This is a genomic window from Endozoicomonas sp. ALC020, assembly GCF_049275935.1.
Lineage (GTDB): Bacteria > Pseudomonadota > Gammaproteobacteria > Pseudomonadales > Endozoicomonadaceae > Endozoicomonas_A.
The window spans coordinates 3,522,638-3,544,939 of the sequence record NZ_CP184830.1 but is presented as its reverse complement, the minus strand read 5'-3'; the positions used below and the strand labels follow the sequence as shown (position 1 = coordinate 3,544,939).

Sequence of the window (22,302 nt, the reverse complement as noted above, 5' to 3'; positions counted from 1 at the left end):
AAAACTGATCTATGCTGAGGTGTTTTAACCGGGTCCATCAATGGTCATGAACTTCAGCTCCTATCAACGCTATAAGCTCCAGCTATCAGGGCTTTTACTGACGCTCTTCCTGACAGCCAAGACTCTGGCTGCTGATCCTGCATTAAGCCAGCAGCAACTTGATACACTGTCAGCACTGCTCTCTGAAACGGGCACTCCTCACAAGAAAGATTTTAACTCCATGGTCGAAGCAACTCAGCAGTGGCGGAGAAAACCCGGCCAGGAGCGCTGGGAAGTGGCAGACCTGAATTTTTCTGCCAAACAGAAAAAAAAGGTGAGGAAGTATCTGGCAGCCCTGGGCTTAATCAATCAACAGAAACCCAATAAGAAACAGTTTGATTACGCTCTGGTGCTAGGTGCAACAGCACCACGGATGAAAAGTCGTTTTCAGCATCTGGTCACACTCTGGAAGGAAGGCGTTCGCTTCGACCGGATCATTTTTTTATCCGGAGAGCGCCCCATTCACGACGACATCGACATGACAGAATTACTGGTTTCTGACGTGATTGGTAAAGAGGCTTCCAGGGATAAAAAACAAAAGGCACGCCCTGCAACAGAAAAAGAAGCCGCCAGGATGGTCTATATGTCCACTGAAATGCCTGATGACATGCAAAATATTCCTGTTGAACTCTTCTCATCGAGCCGAACCTGGCTGGTCGATCGATGGCAACGGGGCAACACAAGAGACAGTTTCAAAAGCTGGGTAAAGAGCAACCCCAAACCCGGCTCTGCCCTGATCGTATCAAACCAGCCGCATCTTCTTTATCAGCAAGAGGTCATCCGGCAGGAATTACCCCAAGGCTTCATCACCGAGGGAACGGCCCAGCAAGCAGATCCTGACAGTCAAATCATCATGATCCTCGATGCTTTGGCCCTCTGGCTTCACAACCTGCAGATCAGAATCGCTCAGAAAGCAGGCCAGGAGGCTGACAGGCAATAGTCTAAATCACTCTTCTGCCCGGCCGAAAAATTCTATTACGGCTTTAGTAAGTACCTGGCCAGTTGGTTTTGCATATTCTGGCGAGTGGATTTTTTCATCCTTCAAGGCGCAACGACGGGCGCGTAGCCATAGCTACGCAACCAGAGTTGGAACGCAGAAGGATGGAAAAAGCCGCCGTCCAGAATATGCGAAACCAACTGGTTAGGTACTTAATGTTTTAACACCTGCCTTTTCCCATTCTGACTGATTCCATGGAAGGACTCTATGCACCGACATGCCCCCGCCTCTGACAGCTCGATTCTGGACCACAGCACAGTCATTAACCCTCTGAAACTGTCGGGCTTAGCCACTTTAATGGACGAAGTCGGTATCTCTCACACAAACTCCCTCGACTCTCTGATCATTGCTTCTCAACAGTGGCGCAGACAACCCGGTCAGGAGCGCTGGGAGATGAAGGATCTGCCCCTGACACCGGACCAACATCTGGCGGTTATGGGTCACCTTAAGGCGCTCAACTTCGTTCAGGAGTTACTCCCATCCTCTACAAACTATGAGTACTCCTTAGTCCTAGGGGCAACGGTTCCCGGAATGGAGCGAAGACTTAACCACCTCGCCAAACTCTGGCAGGAGGGTGTCCGGTTTAACAAAATTGTTTTTCTGGTAGGACAACGTCCACTGAAAGAGGGTATCGATAATATTGACAGTCTTGTTGCCAACAGTATTGGTGAACAGGCCCGGGGAAAGGGCGCCAGAACTGCCCGCCCCATCACAGAGACAGAAGGTGCCATGCAACTGTTTGCCACCATGAAACTTCCCGGGGAGATGAAAAAGCTGCCGACAGAGTTTGTTGACTCTCCCAGAGTCTGGAAACAGAATCACTGGCAGAGAGCCAACACGCGGGACACCCTGATTCAGTGGATGAAAGCAGCACCGACTCCCGGCAGAACACTGGTAATTTCTGACCAACCCCATGCCCACTATCAACTGGAAGTGGTGAAACAGGAGCTTCCTGACGCTTTCCAGCCTGAAGTAACCGCTCAGACTGCGGATGAAGGGACCCGGATAATACTTTATCTGGACGCACTGGCTCTCTGGCTTCACAACCTGCAGTCGCAAATTAACTAATTAACGTACGACTGCCCCCACCCGGGCATCAGTGTCTGCTCGATGTCCAGCTGGCTTAATATCCTGGCCACCACAAAATCCACCAGATCTTCCATGGTTTCAGGTTTGTTATAAAATCCGGGTGAGGCAGGCAAAATCACTGCCCCCATTCGGGTCAACTTGAGCATATTCTCAAGGTGAATCTCCGAATATGGTGCTTCTCTGGGCACCAGAACCAGCTTTCTGCGCTCTTTTAAAGCCACATCCGCAGCTCTCTCAATCAGATTATTACTGGCTCCATAGGTTATAGACGACAATGTGCCCGAACTGCAGGGACAGACGACCATCTTACTGGCAGCACCACTGCCAGAGGCAACGGGCGACATCCATTCTTCATGGCCCAATAGTTTGATCTGCCCGGCTCTGGCTTTGCAGTAATCAATCAAGACAGCCTCTGCTTCCCGGTCGCCGTCAGGCAGATGAAGAGACGTTTCCGTTTCAATCACCACTTTTGCGGCTCTTGAAATCATGCAAAAAATCTCTGCCCCCGAAGCGACAAGACACTGCATCAACCTGAGTCCATACTGGGCCCCGGAAGCCCCGGTAATAGCAAGAGTAATTCTCTCAGCCAATGTATTAACCTTTTTCTGACGCTGCCGCGTTATTAAGTTTCACCAGCAGACGCTGATGAATTCCCTCAAAGCCACCATTACTCATAATGACCAGATGATCACCCTTCTCAGAAGTTTCAATCAGGTAATCGATGATCTCTTCAGTAGACGACATTACACGGGTAGGAACGGGGCTTTTGTCAATAAACTCACCCTGTAACCACTCAATATTTGTGGGCTGAAACCAGATGACTTCAGACGCATTCCTGACACAACCCGACAAAGCATCACCATGAACGCCCATTTTCATGGTATTGGAGCGCGGCTCGATAACAGCCCGAATACGGTCATTCTGATGTCGGGCACGTAAGCCATTCAAAGTGGTTTCAATCGCCGTCGGATGATGGGCGAAGTCATCATACACTTTGATGCCACCTATATCAGCCAGCAATTCCATTCTGCGTTTGACCCCCTTGAAGAGGCTGAGTGCTTCACAAGCCAGAGCAGGCAACACCCCGACGTGCCGGGCAGCGGCTATAGCCGCCAGGCCGTTGGCAACGTTGTGATCACCCGTATGCGACCAGTTGACCTGGCCAACCACCTTGCCCTGATAGATGACATCAAAACCACTGCCATCCGTTGCAGTCAGGTGGGTCGTCCACTCAACTCCCAACTGCTCCTGTTCCGACCAGCACCCCATCGCCAGAACCTGGTTCAGGGCTTCGCAGTTCGCCGGAGATATAATTCGGCCATCACCCGGTATTGTTCTGACCAGATGGTGAAACTGCTTCTGGATAGCGGCAAGATTTTCGAAGATATCCGCGTGATCAAATTCAAGATTATTCAGTATGGCTGTACGGGGATGGTAGTGAACAAACTTAGAACGTTTATCGAAGAAGGCGGTATCGTACTCATCCGCTTCGACCACAAAAAACGGAGTCTTCCCCATTCTAGCCGAAATACCAAAGTTAGCCGGGATGCCACCAATCAGAAAACCCGGCGACATGCCTGCATATTCCAGAATCCACGCCAACATGCTGCCGGTTGTGGTTTTGCCATGAGTACCAGCGGCGGCCATCACCCATTTGTCTTTCAGAATGTGCTCGGCAAAAAACTGGGGACCCGAGGTATAAGCAAGTCCCTTGTTCAGGACGTGCTCTACAATCGGGTTCCCCCGGCTCATGGCATTCCCTATCACGACCAGATCAGGCTCATGGTCAAGATGTTCGATATGATAGCCCTGCATCAGCTGAATACCTTCAGCTTCCAGCTGTGTGCTCATGGGCGGATAGACATGTTCATCGGAACCACTGACCCTGATGCCAATATCCCTGGCCAGAAGGGCGAGGCTTCCCATAAATGTGCCGCAGATTCCCAGAATATGTATGCGCATACCATCCTTACTCATCGTCAGTCGCTGGCGGCTCTTCAAGGGCCGCAAACGGTTCTGAAAACATATGGCCAATGCGAAGTCGTTCTGGCCGTGGATTTAAGACTCTTTCCTTACCTTTTTACAGAAAAAATTCCGCTAAATAAACGGACAAACAGGCTTGTTTTAAGTATTATGCGGATCGAAACCCGCTAAACCATAGAACAACAGAAACATTCAAAGCCAAGATTACTATTCAGCGAGAGCCACTCAGGATGTCAATCAAACATGCATTTTATGCACAGTCAGGGGGCGTAACAGCAGTTATCAATGCCAGTGCCTGCGCCGTTATCGAGACCGCACGTCGCTATCCGGACCAAATTGGTAAGGTCTATGCGGGTTATAACGGTATTCTGGGAGCGCTCAGAGAAGAACTGATTGACACCAGTCAGGAATCCCATGAAACCATCGGAGCACTTCACCGAACCCCCGGAGGCGCATTTGGATCATGCCGTTACAAGCTCAAATCCTTCGAAGAGAGTGAAGCAGAATACCGCCGACTGATCGAAGTGTTTCAGACACACAATATCGGCTACTTCTTCTACAACGGCGGTAACGATTCCATGGATACGGCGCTGAAGGTGTCTCAGCTCAGTGAAAAAATGGGCTACCCCATCACCTGCATTGGTATTCCCAAAACCATCGATAATGATCTGGCGGTAACCGACAACTGCCCCGGGTTTGGTTCAGCCGCCAAATACCTTGCCGTTTCCACCAAAGAGGCCAGCCACGATATTGCCTCCATGTGCGATACCTCTACGAAGGTGTTTGTCATGGAAGTGATGGGCCGCCATGCCGGCTGGCTGGCAGCGGCCGCCGGACTGGCAGCCCGTCAGAATGGAGACCCTCCTCATATTATTGTGTTCCCGGAAACGCCCCTGAATAAAGAAAAGTTTCTGGCCAAGGTCAAGAAAACCGTGGATGAAGAAGGTTACTGTGTCATTGTCGCCTCTGAAGGCGCCAAATATGCCGATGGCAGTTTTGTATCTGCTTCAACCACGGTCATCGACTCTTTTGGTCATCAGCAGCTCGGTGGTGTGGCACCGGCACTGTGCACCATGATCAAGCGGGAACACGGCTTCAAATACCACTATGCGGTGGCAGACTACCTGCAGCGTTCAGCCAGACATATTGCCTCCAGAGTGGATGTTGAACAGGCTTATGCCGTGGGTAAAGCAGCAGTTGAACTGGCGGTCACTGGCAAAAATGCCGTAATGCCCTGTATCACCCGTGAGTCCAATGCGCCCTATCGCTGGTCTATCGGTGAAGTGCAGTTGGAAGAAGTGGCCAACTTCGAAAAGAAAATGCCCATGGAGTTCATTGATGAGGAAGGCTTTGGCATTACTCCGGTCTGCCGGGAATACCTTGAGCCGCTGATTGAAGGTGAAGAATACCCGCCTTATCTCAATGGTCTGCCAAGATTCGCCAAGCTGAGAAAAGTGATGGTTGAGAAAAAACTCAACAACACTTTTGATAGCTGAATCGAACACGCCCGGACAGGAAATCATGCTATGTAGTGACCTCTTCCGGGCGTGCTTTATTAAAAAAACACTCTTACTTTCCTGATCTAAACTCAGTCTCGCAAGATTACTTGCAGAAACTTTAAATCAGGATGTAAGAATAAATGTTCAAACACTCACTCCTTGCGGCACTGCTGTTGTTGCTGTCGTCATCTGTCACCTGCCAGGCTCAATGGTTGACAGAGCGTTATATTGTCGAGCTGCAACAAAATGTGGATTCTTCTGAAAAAATCTTTTCTATCAAGCGGCATGACCGGCATACATTGCCGGATAACCCTTCAATCACTGGCAAAACAAACAGCTATGCATTATTAGACTCCCCGACAAATAACCTGGCATTCGGACCCGACGGTTACTGGCTAAAAAAGACCATTATTGAGTCGATTTCCTGGAATTTGCTTTTCGCTACTCATCTGCTGGTTGCCTTCGAACTGATCCTGACCACTCATGACACTTCTCCAGACGCCAAAACCTATTCTCAACTACCCCTTGCATTTATCGCTGTCGGCTCTCTTTTAAGCAGCTATTGGATCAGCGACTTACCGATGTTTAACCCGATAGGACAACCAGAGGCGAGTAAGGACCACCCGTTTGCAATCAACACTATGATGCTCAGCCCCGAAGATAATTCTCAACAAGGCCAGCTATCAACAGCATCCACCCAGCAAGCCTCAGGAACAACCATACGACTGAGAGGCACTATCACCAGCCACCCGCATTCTGACTCTGGCGAAGGTAACGGAGACCCTGAACAACAGCAACACACTTTCGATCTAAACTGTCACGCAGATAACTGTAATGGCGTTTGTAAATTCAGAAAATCAGAAGCAACAACGGAACAAGGCTCAGGGCTCGATGGGGAATTCGATCCACAAAGCCCTTCTTCAGAAGCCGTTGGGTTCTCACTTTCGCTTGCCCAGTCACCGTCAACCTCCATAGCTGAGACTCCAGAAACACAGCCAATAAAAACAGAATCGAGGGAGTTATCATATTTGCGTCAGACCCAACATGCGACTCTTGCCCAAATAGCCACTGCAAGAGACCCGGAGGTTTTCCGAAACGGGTACATTTACCTACTCTGTGAAGAGGCAGTTTGTGGCGAACGCGTGAAAAGCCCGAATGGCACGCTGCAACCATGCGGGACGATCTGCGGGAGTCGTCAAGCCCTGGTGGATCACTTTGACAAGTTTCACAACGGCTGGGAAAAACAGCAGGGAGCCGGAACGGGTCTGAAGGACAATCTATCGAAGTTTTGGCAAAGGTTCTGTGCTGCGTTGAGTCGGAGCCAACCCACCCCTGAAGCCCCATCGGGTAACCAAAACAGACACGACCTGCTAGTCTGTGGCATTGAGGTTGAGGGCCCGGGGTGGCCGTGGTGCACGCGGATTTGCATGAATCCTCAGCGTCTGATGCAGCACAGAATGATGTATCATGGTCGTAGGCCTGCCAGTGTGAACCAGCATAACCCAGCCTCAGAAAAGCAAAAAGAAGTCAGTAGCGATTAAATCTGACGCTCGCCTTTTGCTCTCAACTCGTTCCCGCTTTGCCCTCGTTCTCACGCTTTCAGGCCCTGTGGGTCAAAGCGTGGGAATGCATAAGCCCCTTCAGTAAAAGACAATAATCGTTTTGATAGGTACACAAAGCTACCCATCCACCACCGAATGGCTCGTGATTACCCTCTTCGGCCTCGCCAAAGGATACCGCAGCGCTTCAAAGAATTTTCCTGGGCTACACTTGGCCTCGCAAGATTGATTGCAGAATATTTAAATCAGGATGCAAGAATAAATGATCAAACACCCACTCCCCGCAGTGCTGCTGTTGCTGCTATCATTACCGGTCACCTGCCAGGCTCAAATGCTGACAAAACGTTATATTGTCGAGCTGCGACAGAATACAGGTTCTCCAGACAAAAGCTTTCCTATCGAACAGCATTATCCACATACATTGCCTGACGACCCTACAATCATTGCCAAAACAAACGACTATGCAGAGTCAAATTACCCGGCAAATAACATACCATTTGGGCCCGACGGTTACGGGCTAAAAACAACCATTATTGAGTCGATTTCGTGGCATGTGCTTTATGCTACCCGTCTGCTGGTTGCCTTTGAACTTACCCTGACGACCAAAGACGCCTATATAAATTCCAACACCTATTCATGGCTAGCGTTTATCGTTGTCGGATCACTTTTAAACAGCTATTGGAATCCCGATTCACCCATGTTTGGCACGATTGGACAACAAGAATTGAGTCAGGATTATCCGTTTGCGATCAACACCATGACGCCCAGCCCCGGTGATAACCCACAACAAGGCCAGCCACCAGCATCATCCGGACAGCAGGCCACAGCAGTAACAACCACCCAACCGACAGGCTCTCCCACCAGCTCTCTGGATTCCGGCGCTGGCGATGGTAACGGAGACCCTGAACAACACCAGCATACTTACGGTTTAAATTGTTTCGTCGATTCCTGTAATGGTGTTTGTCGATTTCGACCACCATCCGATAGCAGTGAGCGAGCTGAAGCAGATGAGGAGTGTCCTATATGCTATGAAAAGTTTAGCAACACAATGATTACTCCCTGTTGTTCGCAGAAAATTGATAACCACTGTTTAAAAAGGACGTTTCAGAATGCTCCACGACGGTCAATGAAAACCTGCCCACTTTGCAGAGCAGACATGAATTTGTTAGCACAATCACCGGATTTTGCAGTAAGCGAAGAGGGACAGCAGGACCGACCAAATCCTTATAACGAACCCTGGGGTTTTCGTTTGGCCCCTTTCGTTTTCACCGGGAGAGCAGACAGTCTGACATGTGACAATGTCATAATCGGCCAGGATCGCCAGCCACGGCCATGCGGGAGGCACTGCAGGAATAGAAGAGCCTTGGCAGCACACGTAACACAGTACCACTCTGGGCAACAAACCTGTGAACTGACCGTGATCGGCGAGAATGGCCAGCAAAGGCCATGCAGCAGGATCTTCCGGAATGCCAGAACCCTGAGTTTTCACAAGATGATGCACCACCGACGGCAATGAACCTGTGACATGACCACGCCCCGGGGGCTCAGCAGCCAGCGATAGAGTTTTTTTAACAAATGATCTTTGATAGAAAACACACCTGTTTTTCTGGTCTACACTTCTTCGCTTTAAATCAAAATGTAAGAAAAAAGTGATTGTAAACCCAATTTTTACGGCCCTGCTGTTACTCTTGTTATTATCCGTCACCTGCCGGGCTCAAGCATTAACAGAACGTTATATTGTCGAGCTTCAACAAAATACAGACTCTCCAGACAAAAGCTTTTCTATCCAACAGCACTACCCGCGTACATTGCCGAAAAACCCTTCAATCATTACCAAAATAAACAACCATGAAGGATCAAATTCCCCGGCAAATAACATACCACCCGGACCCCGCAGATACGGACTAAACACGGCCATCATTGAGTCGATTTCGTGGCATGTGCTCTACGCTACCCATGCACTGGTTGCCTACGATCTGACCCTGACGACCAAAGACGTCTATATAAATTCCAACAGCTATTCATGGCTACCGTTTATCGTTGTCGGGTCGCTGTTAAGTAGCTATTGGAATCCCGATTCCCCCATGTTTAATCGGATTGGACAACATGAATTGAGTCAGGATTATCCGTTTGTAATCACCACCATGGCGCCCAGCCCCGGAGATAACCCACAACAAAGCCAGCTATCCGCATCATCCGGTCAGCAGGCATCAGGAACAGCCACCCAATTAACAAGTTCTTTCACCAGCCCTCTGGATTCAGGTTATGGCGACGGTAACGGAGACCCTGAACAACATCAACATACTTACGGTTTGGATTGTTACGTCGATTCCTGTAATGGCGTTTGTCGATTCCGATCACCATCCGATAGCCAAGAGCTGGCTGAAGCAGGTGAGAATTGCCCTATATGCTTTGATAAATTTAGCAATGCAATGGTCACTCCCTGTTGTTCGCAGAAAATTGACACATACTGTTTGCGAAGGGTGTTTCTGACCGCTCCTCGATGGACCACGAAAACCTGCCCATTTTGCAGAGCAGACATGGATTTTTTAGCACGATCGCCGGATTTAGCATTAAGCGCAGAGACACAGCAAGGCCCACCAGGTCGTTATAACGAACCCCGGGGCCGTTTCCCACGAACAGCCTTTTTCGCTCTCTCTGAGAGAGTATTCGGGCCAAGAACCTGTAACGAGGCCTTAATCGGCGAGGATGGCCAGCAACGGCGATGCGGGAAGGTCTGCAAGAATATCCGAGCCCTGTTAGAGCACAAAAGCAAACACCACAGCAAGCCACAAACCTGTAATCTGACCGTGATGTCGCGGCCATGCTTGAAGGTATGCAAAAATGTCCAAGCTCTGGCATACCACAAAGTCAAGTGCCACAGCAGACAGAAAACCCGTGACGTAACCGATGTCGGGAAGGATGGACAGCAACGTCCACGCGGGAAGGTCTGCAGAAATACCAGAGCCCCGGTGGAACACAAAAGAGAACATCGAAATCGCTAGCCTGATCAACGCGTTCCCTCGCTTTTAGGCCTTTTGGGTCACAGCGTGGGAATGCACTGGCCCTTTCACTAAAAGACATTAATCGTCTAAAAAGATGCACGAAGCCAACCATCTATCACAGAATGGCTCGTAATTTCACCCTCCGGGATCGCCAAAGAATATCGCATTGCTTCAGTGAATTTTTCTGGTCTACACTTGGTCTCGCAAAATTACTTGCAGAACATTTAAACCAGGATGTAAGAATAAATGACCAAACAGTCAATCTATGTACCACTGCTGTTACTGCTGTCTTTGTCTGCCACCTGCCATGCTCAACGATCGACACAACATTTTGTTGTCGAACTTGAACAGAATACAGATTTCCCTGAAACCCAGAGCTTCTCTATCACGCAGCATGACCTGCGCACATTGCCGAACAACCCTTCAAGCATTGCCAAAACAAACAACTTTATGGGGTCAGATTCCCAGTCACCCGGACCCGGCAGTGACGGGCTAAAAACAGGCATTAGTGAGTCGATTTCGTGGCATCTGCTCTACGCTACCCATTTGCTGGTTGCCTGCAAACTGACCCTGACTACCAAAGACGCCCATCTAAACTCCAACATTTATTCATGGCTACCGTTTATTGTTGCCGACTCGTTGTTAAACACCTATTGGAGCCCGGATTCACCCATGTTTGGTACGATCGGACAACAAGAATTGAGCCAGTATTATCCGTTTGTGATCAATACAATGATGCTTAGCCCCGAAGATAACCCACAACAAAGCCAGCCATCAGAATCATCCGGTCAGCAGGTCTCAGGAACAACCACCCAACTTACAGGTTCTTTCACCAGCTCACTGGACTCAGGCTCTGGCGAAGGTAACGGAAACCCTGAACAACACCAGCACACTTACGGTTTGGATTGTTACGTCGATTCCTGTAATGGCGTCTGTCGATTCCGACCACCATCCGATAGCCAAGAGCTGGCTGAAGCAGGTGAGAACTGCCCTATATGTTTTGATAAATTTAACAATGCAATGGTTACTCCCTGTTGTTCACAGAAAATTGACACACACTGTTTACGAAGGGTGTTTCTGAACGCTCCGCGACGGTCAATGAAAACCTGCCCACTTTGCAGAGCAGATATGAATTTATTAGCACAATCACCTGATTTTGCAGTAACCGAAGAGGCACAACAGAACTTACCAGGTACTCATAACGAGCCCCGGGATTTCCGTTCGTTGCCTTTCGTTTTCACAAGGAGAACAGACAATCTGACATGTCTCATACCCTTTGTCGACGAGGATGGCCTGCTGCGGTCATGCCAGAGAACCTGCTTAAATAGACGAGCCTTGGCAGAGCACAAACGCCGCTGCCACAGAGGGCGATGAGTCTGTGAGGTCTAAATCAGCGAATATGGCCAATAGCGTCGATGTGGAAAGGTCTTCAAGACTGCCAATCCCTGAGTTTTCACAAAATGAGAAGCCACAGACGACAATGAACCTGTGACGTGACCACAGCCCGGGGGCTCAGCAGCCAGCGATAGAGTTTTTTTAACAAATGATCTTTGATAGAAAACACACCTGTTTTTCTGGTCTACACTTCTTCGCTTTAAATCAAAATGTAAGAAAAAAGTGATTGTAAACCCAATTTTTACGGCCCTGCTGTTACTCTTGTTATTATCCGTCACCTGCCAGGCTCAAGCATTAACAGAACGTTATATTGTCGAGCTTCAACAAAATACAGACTCTCCAGACAAAAGCTTTTCTATCCAACAGCACTACCCGCATACATTGCCGAAAAACCCTTCAATCATTACCAAAATAAACAACTATGAAGGATCAGATTCCCCGGCAAATAACATACCACCCGGACCCCGCAGATACGGACTACATACGGCCATCATTGAGTCGATTTCGTGGCATCTGCTCTACGCTACCCATGCACTGGTTGCCTACGATCTGACCCTGACGACCAAAGACGTCTATATAAATTCCAACACCTATTCATGGCTACCGTTTATCGTTGTCGGCTTGCTGTTAAGCAGCTATTGGAATCCCGATTCCCCCATGTTTAATCCGGTTGGACAACAAGAATTGAGTCAGGATTATCCGTTTGTGATCAATACAATGATGCTTAGCCCCGGAGATAACCAACAACAAGGCCAACTGTCAGAATCATCCACCCAGCAAGCCTCAGGGACAACGACACGGCTTAGAGGCATTATCAGCAGCCGCCAGCATTCTGACTCTGGTGGCGGTGACGGAGAACCTCAACAAAACCAGCATACTCTGGGTTTAAATTGTTTCGCGGATAACTGTAATGGCGTTTGTAAATTCCGACAATCTGGAGCAAGACCGAAAACAAGGTCAAGGCTCTACAGGAACTCAGAGCCACAGAGCTTACCTTCTGAAAAAGTCGGGTTCTCCTTTTCGCTAACCCAGACACTTTCACCATCCCCGGGAGCGTCTTCAGAAACACAACCAATAACAACACAAACGACGGAATTATCCCAACTGGATCACAGCCGCAGGGAAAGCCCGCAGGAAGCCCGAGCCAGTATAACGCCCCCTCCCGTATCGAGGCTGTGGAAAAGATTCTGCGCTGCTTTGGGTCGGAACCAACCTGACTTTTCCCAAACGGGCACCGTAAAAGCTGCGTCGGGTAACCAGAAAAGATACAGGACCGAACCGGAAACCTGTGACTTGCCCGTAGATCAACGCCCGAGGCCATGCAGACGTCTTTGCAAGAATGCTCGTCAGCTGAGCAAGCAAACAAGAATAGTGCATCTTCGAATACCTGTTGGTGCAAACCGGGGACTTAGGCCTCCTGATGTAAATCAAAATCATCCAACCCCAAAAAGAGCAAGAGGATAAGTTTTGCAACACCCTCTTTCATGAGGGTAATATGTTTTGCTTGGCAGTCCGGAAACACCAAGGGACACAAGACTTCTAACTAAGTGACCGAAGTCATCCATCTAACCATCGAATGGCTCATGATCACACTCTCAGGGCCCAGCAATCGATACAGCTGCATTTTAATGAGTTTTTAGCAATTTTTTTTGTCAGAAAACACGCTTATTTTCTTGGTCTATACTTCTTCCCTTCAAACCAGGATGTAAGAATAAAGTGATTAAGAACCCTCTATTTGCGGCACTGCTGTTGCTGTCTGTCACCTGCCGGGCTCAGGTATTAACAGAACGTTATATTGTCGAGATTAAACAAAATACTGGCTCTCCAGACGGAAGTTTTTCTATCAAACAGCATGACCTGCACAAATTACCGCTCCCCCCTTCAACCACTACTAACATCAACGTTCATCCAGTCCGGGACTCTCAGGCAAATGACACAGCATTCGGGCTCAGCGTTTACGGGCTGAAAACGGTTATTATTGAGTCGATTTCGTGGCATTTGCTTTACACCACTCCTCTGCTGGTTGCTTACGAACTGTTCCTGACCACCCGTGACGCCCCTCAAAGCCCCAAAACTTATTCGCGACTACCTGTGGAAGCGTTTATCGCTGTCGGCTGGCTTTTAAACAGTTATTCGAACTTCGACTCACCGATGTTTAACACGATTGGACAACAGCAGGCGAGTCAGGATTACCCGTTCGTGATCAACACTATGATGCTCAGCCCGACAGATAACCAACAGCATGACCAGCGGTCAAAATCATCCAGCCAGCCAGCTTCAGGAACAAGCACCCGGCTTATGGGCACTTTCTCCAGTCACGAGCATTATGTCTCTAGCGGCCGCAAAAGAGACCCTGAACTGGACCAACACACTTTTGGTTTAAATTGTTTCGCAAATGACTGTAATGGCGTTTGTCAATTCCGACAAGCAGAAGCAAGACCGGGAAAAAGGTCAAGGCTCAATGAGGACTTCGATCGACAGTCCACCCCTTGCAATGAGTTAACGCCCCCCTTCCCGCCAGGAACTTCAGAAACACAACAAATAACAACAGATACTACAAAATCATCCCCATTGGGTCAGAGCCAACCTCATTTTTCCAAAACAGGCACAATACAAACCCTGTCAGAAGACGAAGGTCTAGCGGATGACGATCCTCTGTCCGATGACAACCCCATTTCGGATGACGATCCTCTGTCCAATGACGATCACCTTTCGGATGACGGTCCACTTTCAGATGAAGAACCTCTGTCGGATGATGAATCCCTGTTGGATGATGAATCCCTGTCGGAAGACGAGAGCGATTACTACTTTGATCCACCAACCTGTGGGATATTGGTGCGCAGGGACGGCCAGTTGGAGATATGCGGGAAGGTCTGCATGCCTTTTGAATCCCTGTCGGAACACAAAAGTACTCACCGAAGACGTTAGCCTTTTGATATGGACGCGTAGGATAGCCTCGGTCCTAATCTGACCCCACTCTGTCGAGAATGTCGCAAAAGTACTGCGCTGATGCCGGTTAAAAAGGTAGCCCAGGCTTGCTCGCTTATCTTTTGCGACTTTCTTCAGCCTGGGAACCTATAGTCTATCTGAAGTTGTAGAGCGAGATTTTCTTAGGGGTATGCATTCCTACTCGGAATAAGTGAACGAGATGCTGGAGTTTTAGGATACCCTCTTTTTTTCATAAGGTGGTCTAACCTTCTTCTCTATAGACAGGAATGCAAGTACAGAATCATTAACCAGTCACTCGTTACAGCACAGCTATTGCTGCTACTGTTGTCTGTAATCTGTCAGCCCGAACTGTGGACAGGATGTTTTACCGTTGAGCCTGAACAGAATGAAAACTTTCCAAACCACAGCTTTTCTATAAAGTGTGATCAGCCTGCAGTGCCTGGAAAGCGATCAGGCATTGCCAGTGCAGACACCTGTTCGGGATCAGCTTCACCGTCTAATGACAAGCGGCACAGACATGACGGTAACGAAGCAACAATGATCCTTATCGATTCGATTTCGTCGCAAAGATTTTATTCTACTAACCTGCTGGTTGCTTACGAACTGACCCTGGCCTCTGAGGACGCCGCTCTGAGTGCCAGCCCCTATTCATGGCTACCTTTAGAAGTGGTTGTCGCTGTCGGCTGGCTTTTAAAAAGTTATTGGAGCCCCGGTTCACCCCTGTTAAACACGATGGAACAACAGGGGGCATCTATGTTGTCACAGGTAGATCACGCTTTTTCAGTCATTACTGTGATGTTTAACTCTGGACATAACCAACAAGAAGGCCAACCATCAGAATCATCCTGCCAACAAGCCCCTGAAGCCAACAACCGGCCTACTGGCTCTCTCGCCAAGCCACTGCATTCTGACTTTGGTGACGGTAGCCAGAGCCCTGGACAAAACCAGCATACTTTAAGCCTGAATTGTTTCGTTCATCCCTGTTATGGCGTTTGTAAATTCCGACAAGCATCCGAAAACGCAGAGGCTGCTGAATGGCTGCTGGACATCGAAGAAAATTTGACAAACTACACTGAAAAAACACCCAAACAAAGCTCATGCACTCATTTAGCCGATGGATACTGCTTTAGTTGCATGGATTATTTTGATCCTGTAGAACCGGGACAAACCATGCCTTTAAAAACATTTAATAATCTCGCTGACATCCAATTCCAATGCAACTCTGGTCAACTGTTTCAAACGTCTGGCTCTGATAGCAACCCAGACAATAGCTGCAATCCTATAGAATCAATGAATACAGTAGCACCTGAGAACACTCTATCCGGAATAACACATTGCCATCAAGCCCTCTCCTGTGACGTCAAAGTGGTCGGGGAAGATGGGATGCAGTCGTGCGGGAAGATTTTCAAGAATGTTCGAACCCTTTCAATTCACAAAAAGAGATACCACACCGGACAAAAACGCTGTAATACAATTGTCGTCAGTAAAGATGGCCTGCAGCAGCCATGCGGGAGGCTATTGAAGAATGTTCAAGCTCTGTCAACTCACAAACAGAGATACCATACCGGACAAAAAAACTGTAATAGAACTGTCGTCGGGAATGATGGCCATCAAAAGCCATGCGGGATAGCTTTCAAGAATGCTCAAGCCCTGGCAGATCACAAAAGAAAAGTACATACCGGACAACAAATCTGTAACTTAATCGTGGTCAGGGAGGATGGCCTGCAGCAGCCATGCGGAAGGGTCTGCAAGAGTTCCAGAGCCCTGTCGGATCACAGAAGCATGCACCACACCAGCCACAGAACATGTAGTGTCATTGTGTTCAGGGAAGATGGCCTTCAGCGGCCATGCGGAAAGATCTGCAGGAGTAAAAAATCTCTGTCAGATCACAAAAGAAGTGTCCATAGCGGGCAAAAAACCTGTGACGTGATAGAAGTCGGAGAAGATGAACGTTCGTCGCCATGCGGAAAAATTTGCAGGAGTACCATAACCCTGGAGCATCATAAAAGAAAACATCGAAAACGCCAGCCTGCCAGTGTGGTCCGGAACAAACCTGAGCCCTCAAAAAGTCACATTGAATAAGTAAAAATCTAATCTGTCTCCCGCCGTTACCGGGCTGTCACAAAACTCTGGTTCCCATGCTCAGGAGGGTGGTCTACTCTTCCTCTCTGTACACCAGAAAGCAAGGATAGAATTATTACACACTCACTCTTTGCGACACCTCTGCTACTTATGCTGATGTTGCCTGTCGTCTGCCAGGCCGAAGCGTTAACAAGACGTTTCATTTTTGAGCTTGCACAGGATGCAAGCTCTTCAAACGCGATTTTTTCTATACAGCGTGACCTGCCTGTATTACCAGTCAAAACGTTAGACATTGTCGACACAAATGACTACGCAGGGTCAGATTCACCATCGAATAAAAAACGACAGGGACTACTCTTTACGACACTGATGTTGGCGCTGTTGTTGTCTGTTACCTGTCAGGCAGATGCGTTGGCAAGACGTTTTGTTGTCAAACCCGGACAGGTTGCAGGCTTGCCAAATAAGAGCTTTTCTATAAATCCTGACCGACAGACATTGTCCGACAACCCGACAGAGATCGATCTTGAAAACGGCTATGCAGCCTCAGATTCTCCACCTGATGACAAACGACACAGAGCTGATGGTTACAGAGTAAAAACGCCCCTTATTGAGTTGATTTCGTGGCAATTGCCTGACCTCAGGCATCTTCTGGTTGCTTACGAACTGATCCTGACAATTAACACCACAACTCTCAGAACCAAACATTATTCCGGACTACCTGTCGAAGTGGGTGTCGCTCTCGGCTGGCTTTTCAAAAGCTATTGGAACCCCGATTCACTACTTTTTAATCCTATCAGACAACATTTTTTATCTATATTGAAACGGGGGGAAAACCTGTTCCAGATCATCACTGTGATGTATGGCTCTGGATATGACCCAGCAAAAAACCCGTCATCAGGATCATCCAGACAGCAAACCCTGAAAACCCATACCCACACCACAGGCACTTTCACTAGCCTCTTGAATCATGGGTATAGTGACGGTGACGAAGGCCCTGAACAAGACCAACATACATTGGGTTTAAATTGTTTCATCTACCCCTGCCATGGCGTTTGTAGATTCAGACCATCATTTGATAGCAGAGAGCCCGCTGAAAAGGCTTTGAATCCCGAAGAAAGATCGACAGACTACAAAGGAGAAACACCCAGACAAAGCTCATGCTCTCATTTAGCCAATGGATACTGTTTTAGTTGTCTGGATCACACTAATTCTCTAAACATTTCATGTTCACAACAAAACACATTTCCAGAAACAAGGGATTATTTCCCTGGCATTCAAAGCCAATACACTTCCAGCCAGCTATCAGAGCCAGTGACCCATGACATTGATAACAACTGTTCAAACGATGTCGCTATAGGCGAGGCCGACTTTACTTTGATCAGTGCAGTAGCCGACTTTAAAAATGTCGCTAACGAGCCACTCGGTGACGAAGTATCAATGCTCAGTAATTTGTCTTTCACCACTTATAATTTTGCGGTCATGAATGAGTCAGTCAGTTTTGAAAGTCGTCTCGAAGAAATCGGGATTTCCTTTACACAAACCCAGACGGGCACAGTACAAACTTCTTCAGTATCTGACAATGTCCAGATAGAAACGGCATATTCTCAAGAAACTCAGTCGGTTCAAAAAAGCAAATACCACAACGGGCTAGTCTGTGACTACAAAATAGCTGGAGAGGATGGCCAGCCGCGACTCTGCGGAAGAGTCTACAAGAATACCAAGGCCCTGACGTGTCACAGAAGCAAATACCACAGCGGGAAAAAATTCTGTGACATGATCGTGGTCGGGGAAGATGGCCAGCAAAGACCATGCTGGAAAGCCTTTATGAATGCTCAAGCTCTGTCGAATCACAAGAACAGAGAGCACACCGGACCACAAATCTGTGACGTGACTGTCGTCGGCGAGGATGGCCAGCTGCGGCCATGCGGGAAGGCCAGTAAGAATATTCATGCCCTGTCGAGTCACAAAAACGAATACCACAACGGCCAGCAACAAATCTGTGACATTATCGTGGTCGGGGAGGATGGCCAGCAGAGGCCATGCAGGAAAGCCTGCAAGAATGCTAAAGCCCTGTCGAGTCACAGGAACAGATACCACACCGGACCACAAATCTGTGAGGTGACTATCGTCGGGGAGGATGGCCAGCAGCGGCAATGCGGGAAGGCCTGCAAGAATATTCTTGCCCTGTTGACGCACAAAAGCGGATACCATACCGGCCAGCAAACCTGCGATGTATCCGTGTTCGGTGAAGATGGCCAGCGACAGCCATGCGGGAAGGTCTGCAATAGTGCTGTGGCCCTGACACGCCACAAAAACAAATGCCACACCAGGACAAGAACCTGTGACATGCCCGTGATCGGGGAAGATGGCCAACAAAGGCCATGCGGAAAGTTCTGTGTGAATAATCTTGTATTTGCGTATCACAAAACCGCATACCACTCCGGGCAGTCAACCTGTGAAGAAATCGTAATCGGGGAAGATAGACAGCAGCGGCCATGCGGGAAGGTCTTTAGCAATGTTAAATGCCTGTCATCTCACAAAATCAGATATCACGGCAGGGAACAAACCTGTGATGTGGTAGTCGTCTCAGAGGCTGGTCAGACGCAACGCTGTGGGAAGGTCTGCCCCCATCCTATAGCCCTGCGGTATCACAAACAAAATCACGGCAAACAAAAAAGCTGTAACCTGACCGTGATCGGGAAAGATGGCCAGCAGCGGCCATGCGGGAAGGTCTGTAAGAATGCTAAATGTCTGTCATCTCACAAAAGCAGATACCACAAAGGGGAAAAAACCTGTGACGTGCCAGTCGTCTCAAAGGATGGCCAGGCGCAGCCGTGTGGGAGGGTCTGCATCAATAATCAAGCTCTGAAGAATCACAAAAGAAGAGACCACGGAGAGAAACAAACCTGTTACCTGACATTGGTCGGGGAAGATGGCCAGAAAAGGCCATGCGGTGTGGTCTGCAAGAATGCTTCATCCATGTATGAACACATGAGAAGGCATCGAAAACGCAAACATGTTGATGTGGACCAGAACAATGAACTCCGTCCCTGAACTGACAACCACCCTTTCATGAAGTGATCTATCATTCATTCTTTAAACCATCAGGCAAGGATAGAATTATTAAACATTCACTCTTTGCGGTAACGCTTCTACTGCTACTGTCATTATCTGTCTTCAGTCAGACCGAGCCTGGAACAGGACGTTTTATTGTCAGGATCGAACGGACAGCAGGTTATCAAAAACAAAACTTTTCTATAAAGCCTGACCGTCGCGCATTGTCGGGCACACCGTCAGACATTGCCGACACAATCAGCTTCGCAGGATCAGATTCGCTGCTTGATGACAAAGGAGACAGATTGGGTACTCACGGAGTAAAAACGCCCCATATCGAATCAATTTCCTGGCAACTGCTTTACGTCACGAATCTGCTGGCTTCTTTCGAGCCGATCCAGACCACCAAAGACGTCCTTCAAAGTCCTTATTCTCATCTATGTCTACCTGTAGAAATAGTTATCGCTGTCAGCTGGCTTTTAAAAGGCTGTTGGCCCCCTGATTCATCATTGTTTAACCCGATTGAACCACTGATCGAACAACAAGAAGCGAGTCAAAACCAGCCGTTTATGATCACCACTGTGATGATTGGCCCCGAACATCAGCAACAACAAAGTCAGCCATCAGATTCAACCCGCCAACAGTCTTCGGGTACGACCATTCCTTATAAAGGCTCTTTCACTCCTCCCATGAATTCTGGCTCTGGTGATGGTGAAGAAAATCCTCAACAACACTCACATACTTTCGGTTTCAATTGTTTCACCAATCCCTGTCATGGTATTTGTCTATTCCGACCATCATCCGATAATGGAGAACCCGATGAATGGCTAGTGAATTCCATAGCAAAATCATGCCCCCATTTGGCTGGTGGAAATTGCTTTAGTTGCATAGATCATTTTCATTCTCAAAACACCAAAGACTCCCGGGAAAGTTCGCATTTCGGAACACTGGATGATCTTTTTGACATTCAGCGTCATTACGACTTTGATCTGCTATTTGAGCTACCTACTCATGACACTGGCAGCAACTTTGCCAATAGCTGCAACCCTGAACAATCAGCAATTGCAGGGGACAATCATACAACGGCCCCTGACAGGCAAAAAATCTGCGACGCGATCGTGACTGGGAAAGATGGTCGGCAGCAGCCATGCCAGAAGGTCTGCAAGAATGCTCGAATTCTGTCATCTCACAAAGCCAGGGCGCACAATGGGCAAAGAACCTGCGAGGTAACAGTGTTCGGGAAAGATGGCCAGCCGCAGCCATGCGGGAAGGTCCTCAAAAATACTCAATCTCTTTCATCCCACAAAAACAGATACCACTCAGGGCAGAAGACCTGTGACGTATACGTGATCGGCGAGGATGGCCAGAAGCGGCCATGCGGGACGAACTGCAAGAACGCTCAAGTCCTGACGATTCACAAAAAACAACATCACACCGGACAACAAACCTGTAGCGTGTTGGTGGAGGGGATGAATAAGCAGCTGCAACAATGCGGGACGATCTGCTTGAATGCTCAGGCCCTGCAGATGCACAAAAGCAATCATCACTCCGAGCAAAAAACATGTAGGGTATTCATGGTTGGGGAGGACGGTCAGACGCGGTCATGCGGTAAGATCTTCAAGAATAATCGAGACCTGTGTAATCACAAAAAAAAAGATCACTCCAAGCAACAAACCTGTGACTTGACAGTGCAAGGGAAGAATGGCCAGCCGCAGCCATGCGGAAAAGTCTGTAAGAATGCCAAAGCCCTGACGGATCACAAAAGCAGAGGCCACAGCGGGCAACAAACCTGTGCCACAAAAGTGATCGGGAAAGATGGTCAAGCTCATCCATGTGGGAAGATCTGCAAGAATGCTCGTGTCCTCAGATATCACAAATTAAGCGCCCACACCAGCCAACAAACCTGTGAAGTAAAGGTAGTTGGGGAGAATGGTGAGCCGCAGCCATGCGGAAAAGTCTGCAAAAATGCCAAAGCTCTGACGGATCACAAAAGAAGACACCGTAAACGCAAACGTGCTGATGTCGATCAGGAGGATAAACTCGATCCCCGAACTGATACCCATATTTTCGTAAAATGATTTATCCTCTCTGTCTAATGAGTCGATTTCTCGGCAGTTGTTTTAAACCCTCTGTACTCTGGCTCTGGTGGCAGTAATGGAGGTCCTCAGGAACTCCTGCATGCAATGGGTTTATTGCTAATGTCCGGGAGTTTGCTCTCCAGCATAGATGATTTTGCAGACGTTAATCAGCTGCACGATTTAAATAGTCTTCTTGAAGAAATCTGGATTTCCATTACGCTTAACCATTCAGAAGCACAACCGAATCGTCACATTTGGGTCAGAGCCAACCTCATCTTTCTTGGGCTGACGCATTAAAGGTTTCGATAGGTGACAGTAATTGGAGAGGATGGCAGGCTGCGGCCATGGGGGACGATCGGTAAGAACCCTCGTGGTCCGGGGTGGTAGCTTTAATCCCTGGTCTGACCACCGCACCTTCATGAGGAAGACACAAAAAAATACTTATTTTCCTGACCTATCCTTCCTCTCTTTAAACCAGAAGACAAGGACGGAGTTATCAGACACTCACTCTCTGCGGCGCCGATTTTGCTGCTAATGTTGTCTGTCACTTCCCAGACCGAAATGTTGACAGAC

At 48.4% G+C, this 22,302-nt stretch carries 14 protein-coding genes; 12 read left to right on the top strand and 2 right to left on the bottom strand.

Annotated elements, in window-relative coordinates; all coding sequences use genetic code 11:
• The first annotated feature begins 46 nt into the window (after positions 1-46).
• Together ACOJUO_RS13095 and ACOJUO_RS13090 are read left to right on the top strand one after the other, a co-directional pair.
• On the top strand, positions 47-979 hold the full coding sequence (locus tag ACOJUO_RS13095; RefSeq protein ID WP_422132459.1) for a hypothetical protein: 933 nt from the start codon (positions 47-49) through the stop codon (positions 977-979).
• Positions 980-1,243: 264 nt separating this feature from the next.
• Positions 1,244-2,104: a hypothetical protein gene (locus tag ACOJUO_RS13090; RefSeq protein WP_422132458.1), complete on the top strand. Its 861-nt coding sequence runs from the start codon at positions 1,244-1,246 to the stop codon at positions 2,102-2,104.
• Here the strand turns inward: ACOJUO_RS13090 and ACOJUO_RS13085 are convergent.
• Both ACOJUO_RS13085 and mpl read right to left on the bottom strand, forming a co-directional pair.
• Positions 2,101-2,652, bottom strand: coding sequence for a flavin prenyltransferase UbiX (locus ACOJUO_RS13085; protein WP_422137072.1), 552 nt, complete (start codon positions 2,650-2,652; stop codon positions 2,101-2,103). The two genes, ACOJUO_RS13090 and ACOJUO_RS13085, sit on opposite strands and share 4 nt — an antisense overlap.
• A 67-nt stretch (positions 2,653-2,719) precedes the next feature.
• On the bottom strand, positions 2,720-4,087 hold the full coding sequence (gene mpl, locus ACOJUO_RS13080) for a UDP-N-acetylmuramate:L-alanyl-gamma-D-glutamyl-meso-diaminopimelate ligase (protein WP_422132457.1): 1,368 nt from the start codon (positions 4,085-4,087) through the stop codon (positions 2,720-2,722).
• A gap of 251 nt (positions 4,088-4,338) precedes the next feature.
• Here mpl and ACOJUO_RS13075 point away from each other — a divergent pair, with 251 nt between their 5' ends.
• From ACOJUO_RS13075 to ACOJUO_RS13030, 10 genes are all read left to right on the top strand, one after another.
• On the top strand, positions 4,339-5,604 hold the full coding sequence (locus ACOJUO_RS13075) for a 6-phosphofructokinase (protein WP_422132456.1): 1,266 nt from the start codon (positions 4,339-4,341) through the stop codon (positions 5,602-5,604).
• Positions 5,605-5,747: 143 nt separating this feature from the next.
• Positions 5,748-7,148 carry a hypothetical protein gene (locus ACOJUO_RS13070; RefSeq protein ID WP_422137163.1) on the top strand — a complete coding sequence of 467 codons (1,401 nt, stop codon included), beginning with the start codon at positions 5,748-5,750 and terminating at the stop codon, positions 7,146-7,148.
• Positions 7,149-7,428: 280 nt separating this feature from the next.
• Entirely contained in the window at positions 7,429-8,682 is a 1,254-nt protein-coding gene (locus ACOJUO_RS13065; RefSeq protein WP_422137162.1) for a hypothetical protein, read from the top strand.
• Positions 8,683-8,815: 133 nt separating this feature from the next.
• On the top strand, positions 8,816-10,171 hold the full coding sequence (locus ACOJUO_RS13060; protein ID WP_422137161.1) for a hypothetical protein: 1,356 nt from the start codon (positions 8,816-8,818) through the stop codon (positions 10,169-10,171).
• A 246-nt stretch (positions 10,172-10,417) separates the two neighbouring features.
• Positions 10,418-11,545, top strand: a complete 1,128-nt coding sequence (locus tag ACOJUO_RS13055) for a hypothetical protein (RefSeq protein ID WP_422137160.1) — start codon at positions 10,418-10,420, stop codon at positions 11,543-11,545.
• A 243-nt stretch (positions 11,546-11,788) separates the two neighbouring features.
• The gene (locus ACOJUO_RS13050) at positions 11,789-13,030 is read left to right on the top strand and encodes a hypothetical protein (protein ID WP_422137159.1); all 1,242 of its coding nucleotides are present in this window, start codon (positions 11,789-11,791) and stop codon (positions 13,028-13,030) included.
• Between the two features lie 252 nt (positions 13,031-13,282).
• Complete coding sequence (locus tag ACOJUO_RS13045; RefSeq protein WP_422137158.1) at positions 13,283-14,494, top strand: hypothetical protein; 1,212 nt, start codon at positions 13,283-13,285, stop codon at positions 14,492-14,494.
• A 345-nt stretch (positions 14,495-14,839) separates the two neighbouring features.
• Positions 14,840-16,597: a hypothetical protein gene (locus tag ACOJUO_RS13040; RefSeq protein ID WP_422137157.1), complete on the top strand. Its 1,758-nt coding sequence runs from the start codon at positions 14,840-14,842 to the stop codon at positions 16,595-16,597.
• 156 nt (positions 16,598-16,753) lie between these two features.
• Positions 16,754-19,651, top strand: a complete 2,898-nt coding sequence (locus ACOJUO_RS13035) for a hypothetical protein (protein ID WP_422137156.1) — start codon at positions 16,754-16,756, stop codon at positions 19,649-19,651.
• Positions 19,652-19,674: 23 nt separating this feature from the next.
• Entirely contained in the window at positions 19,675-21,729 is a 2,055-nt protein-coding gene (locus tag ACOJUO_RS13030) for a hypothetical protein (RefSeq protein ID WP_422137155.1), read from the top strand.
• The last annotated feature ends 573 nt before the right edge of the window (positions 21,730-22,302 follow it).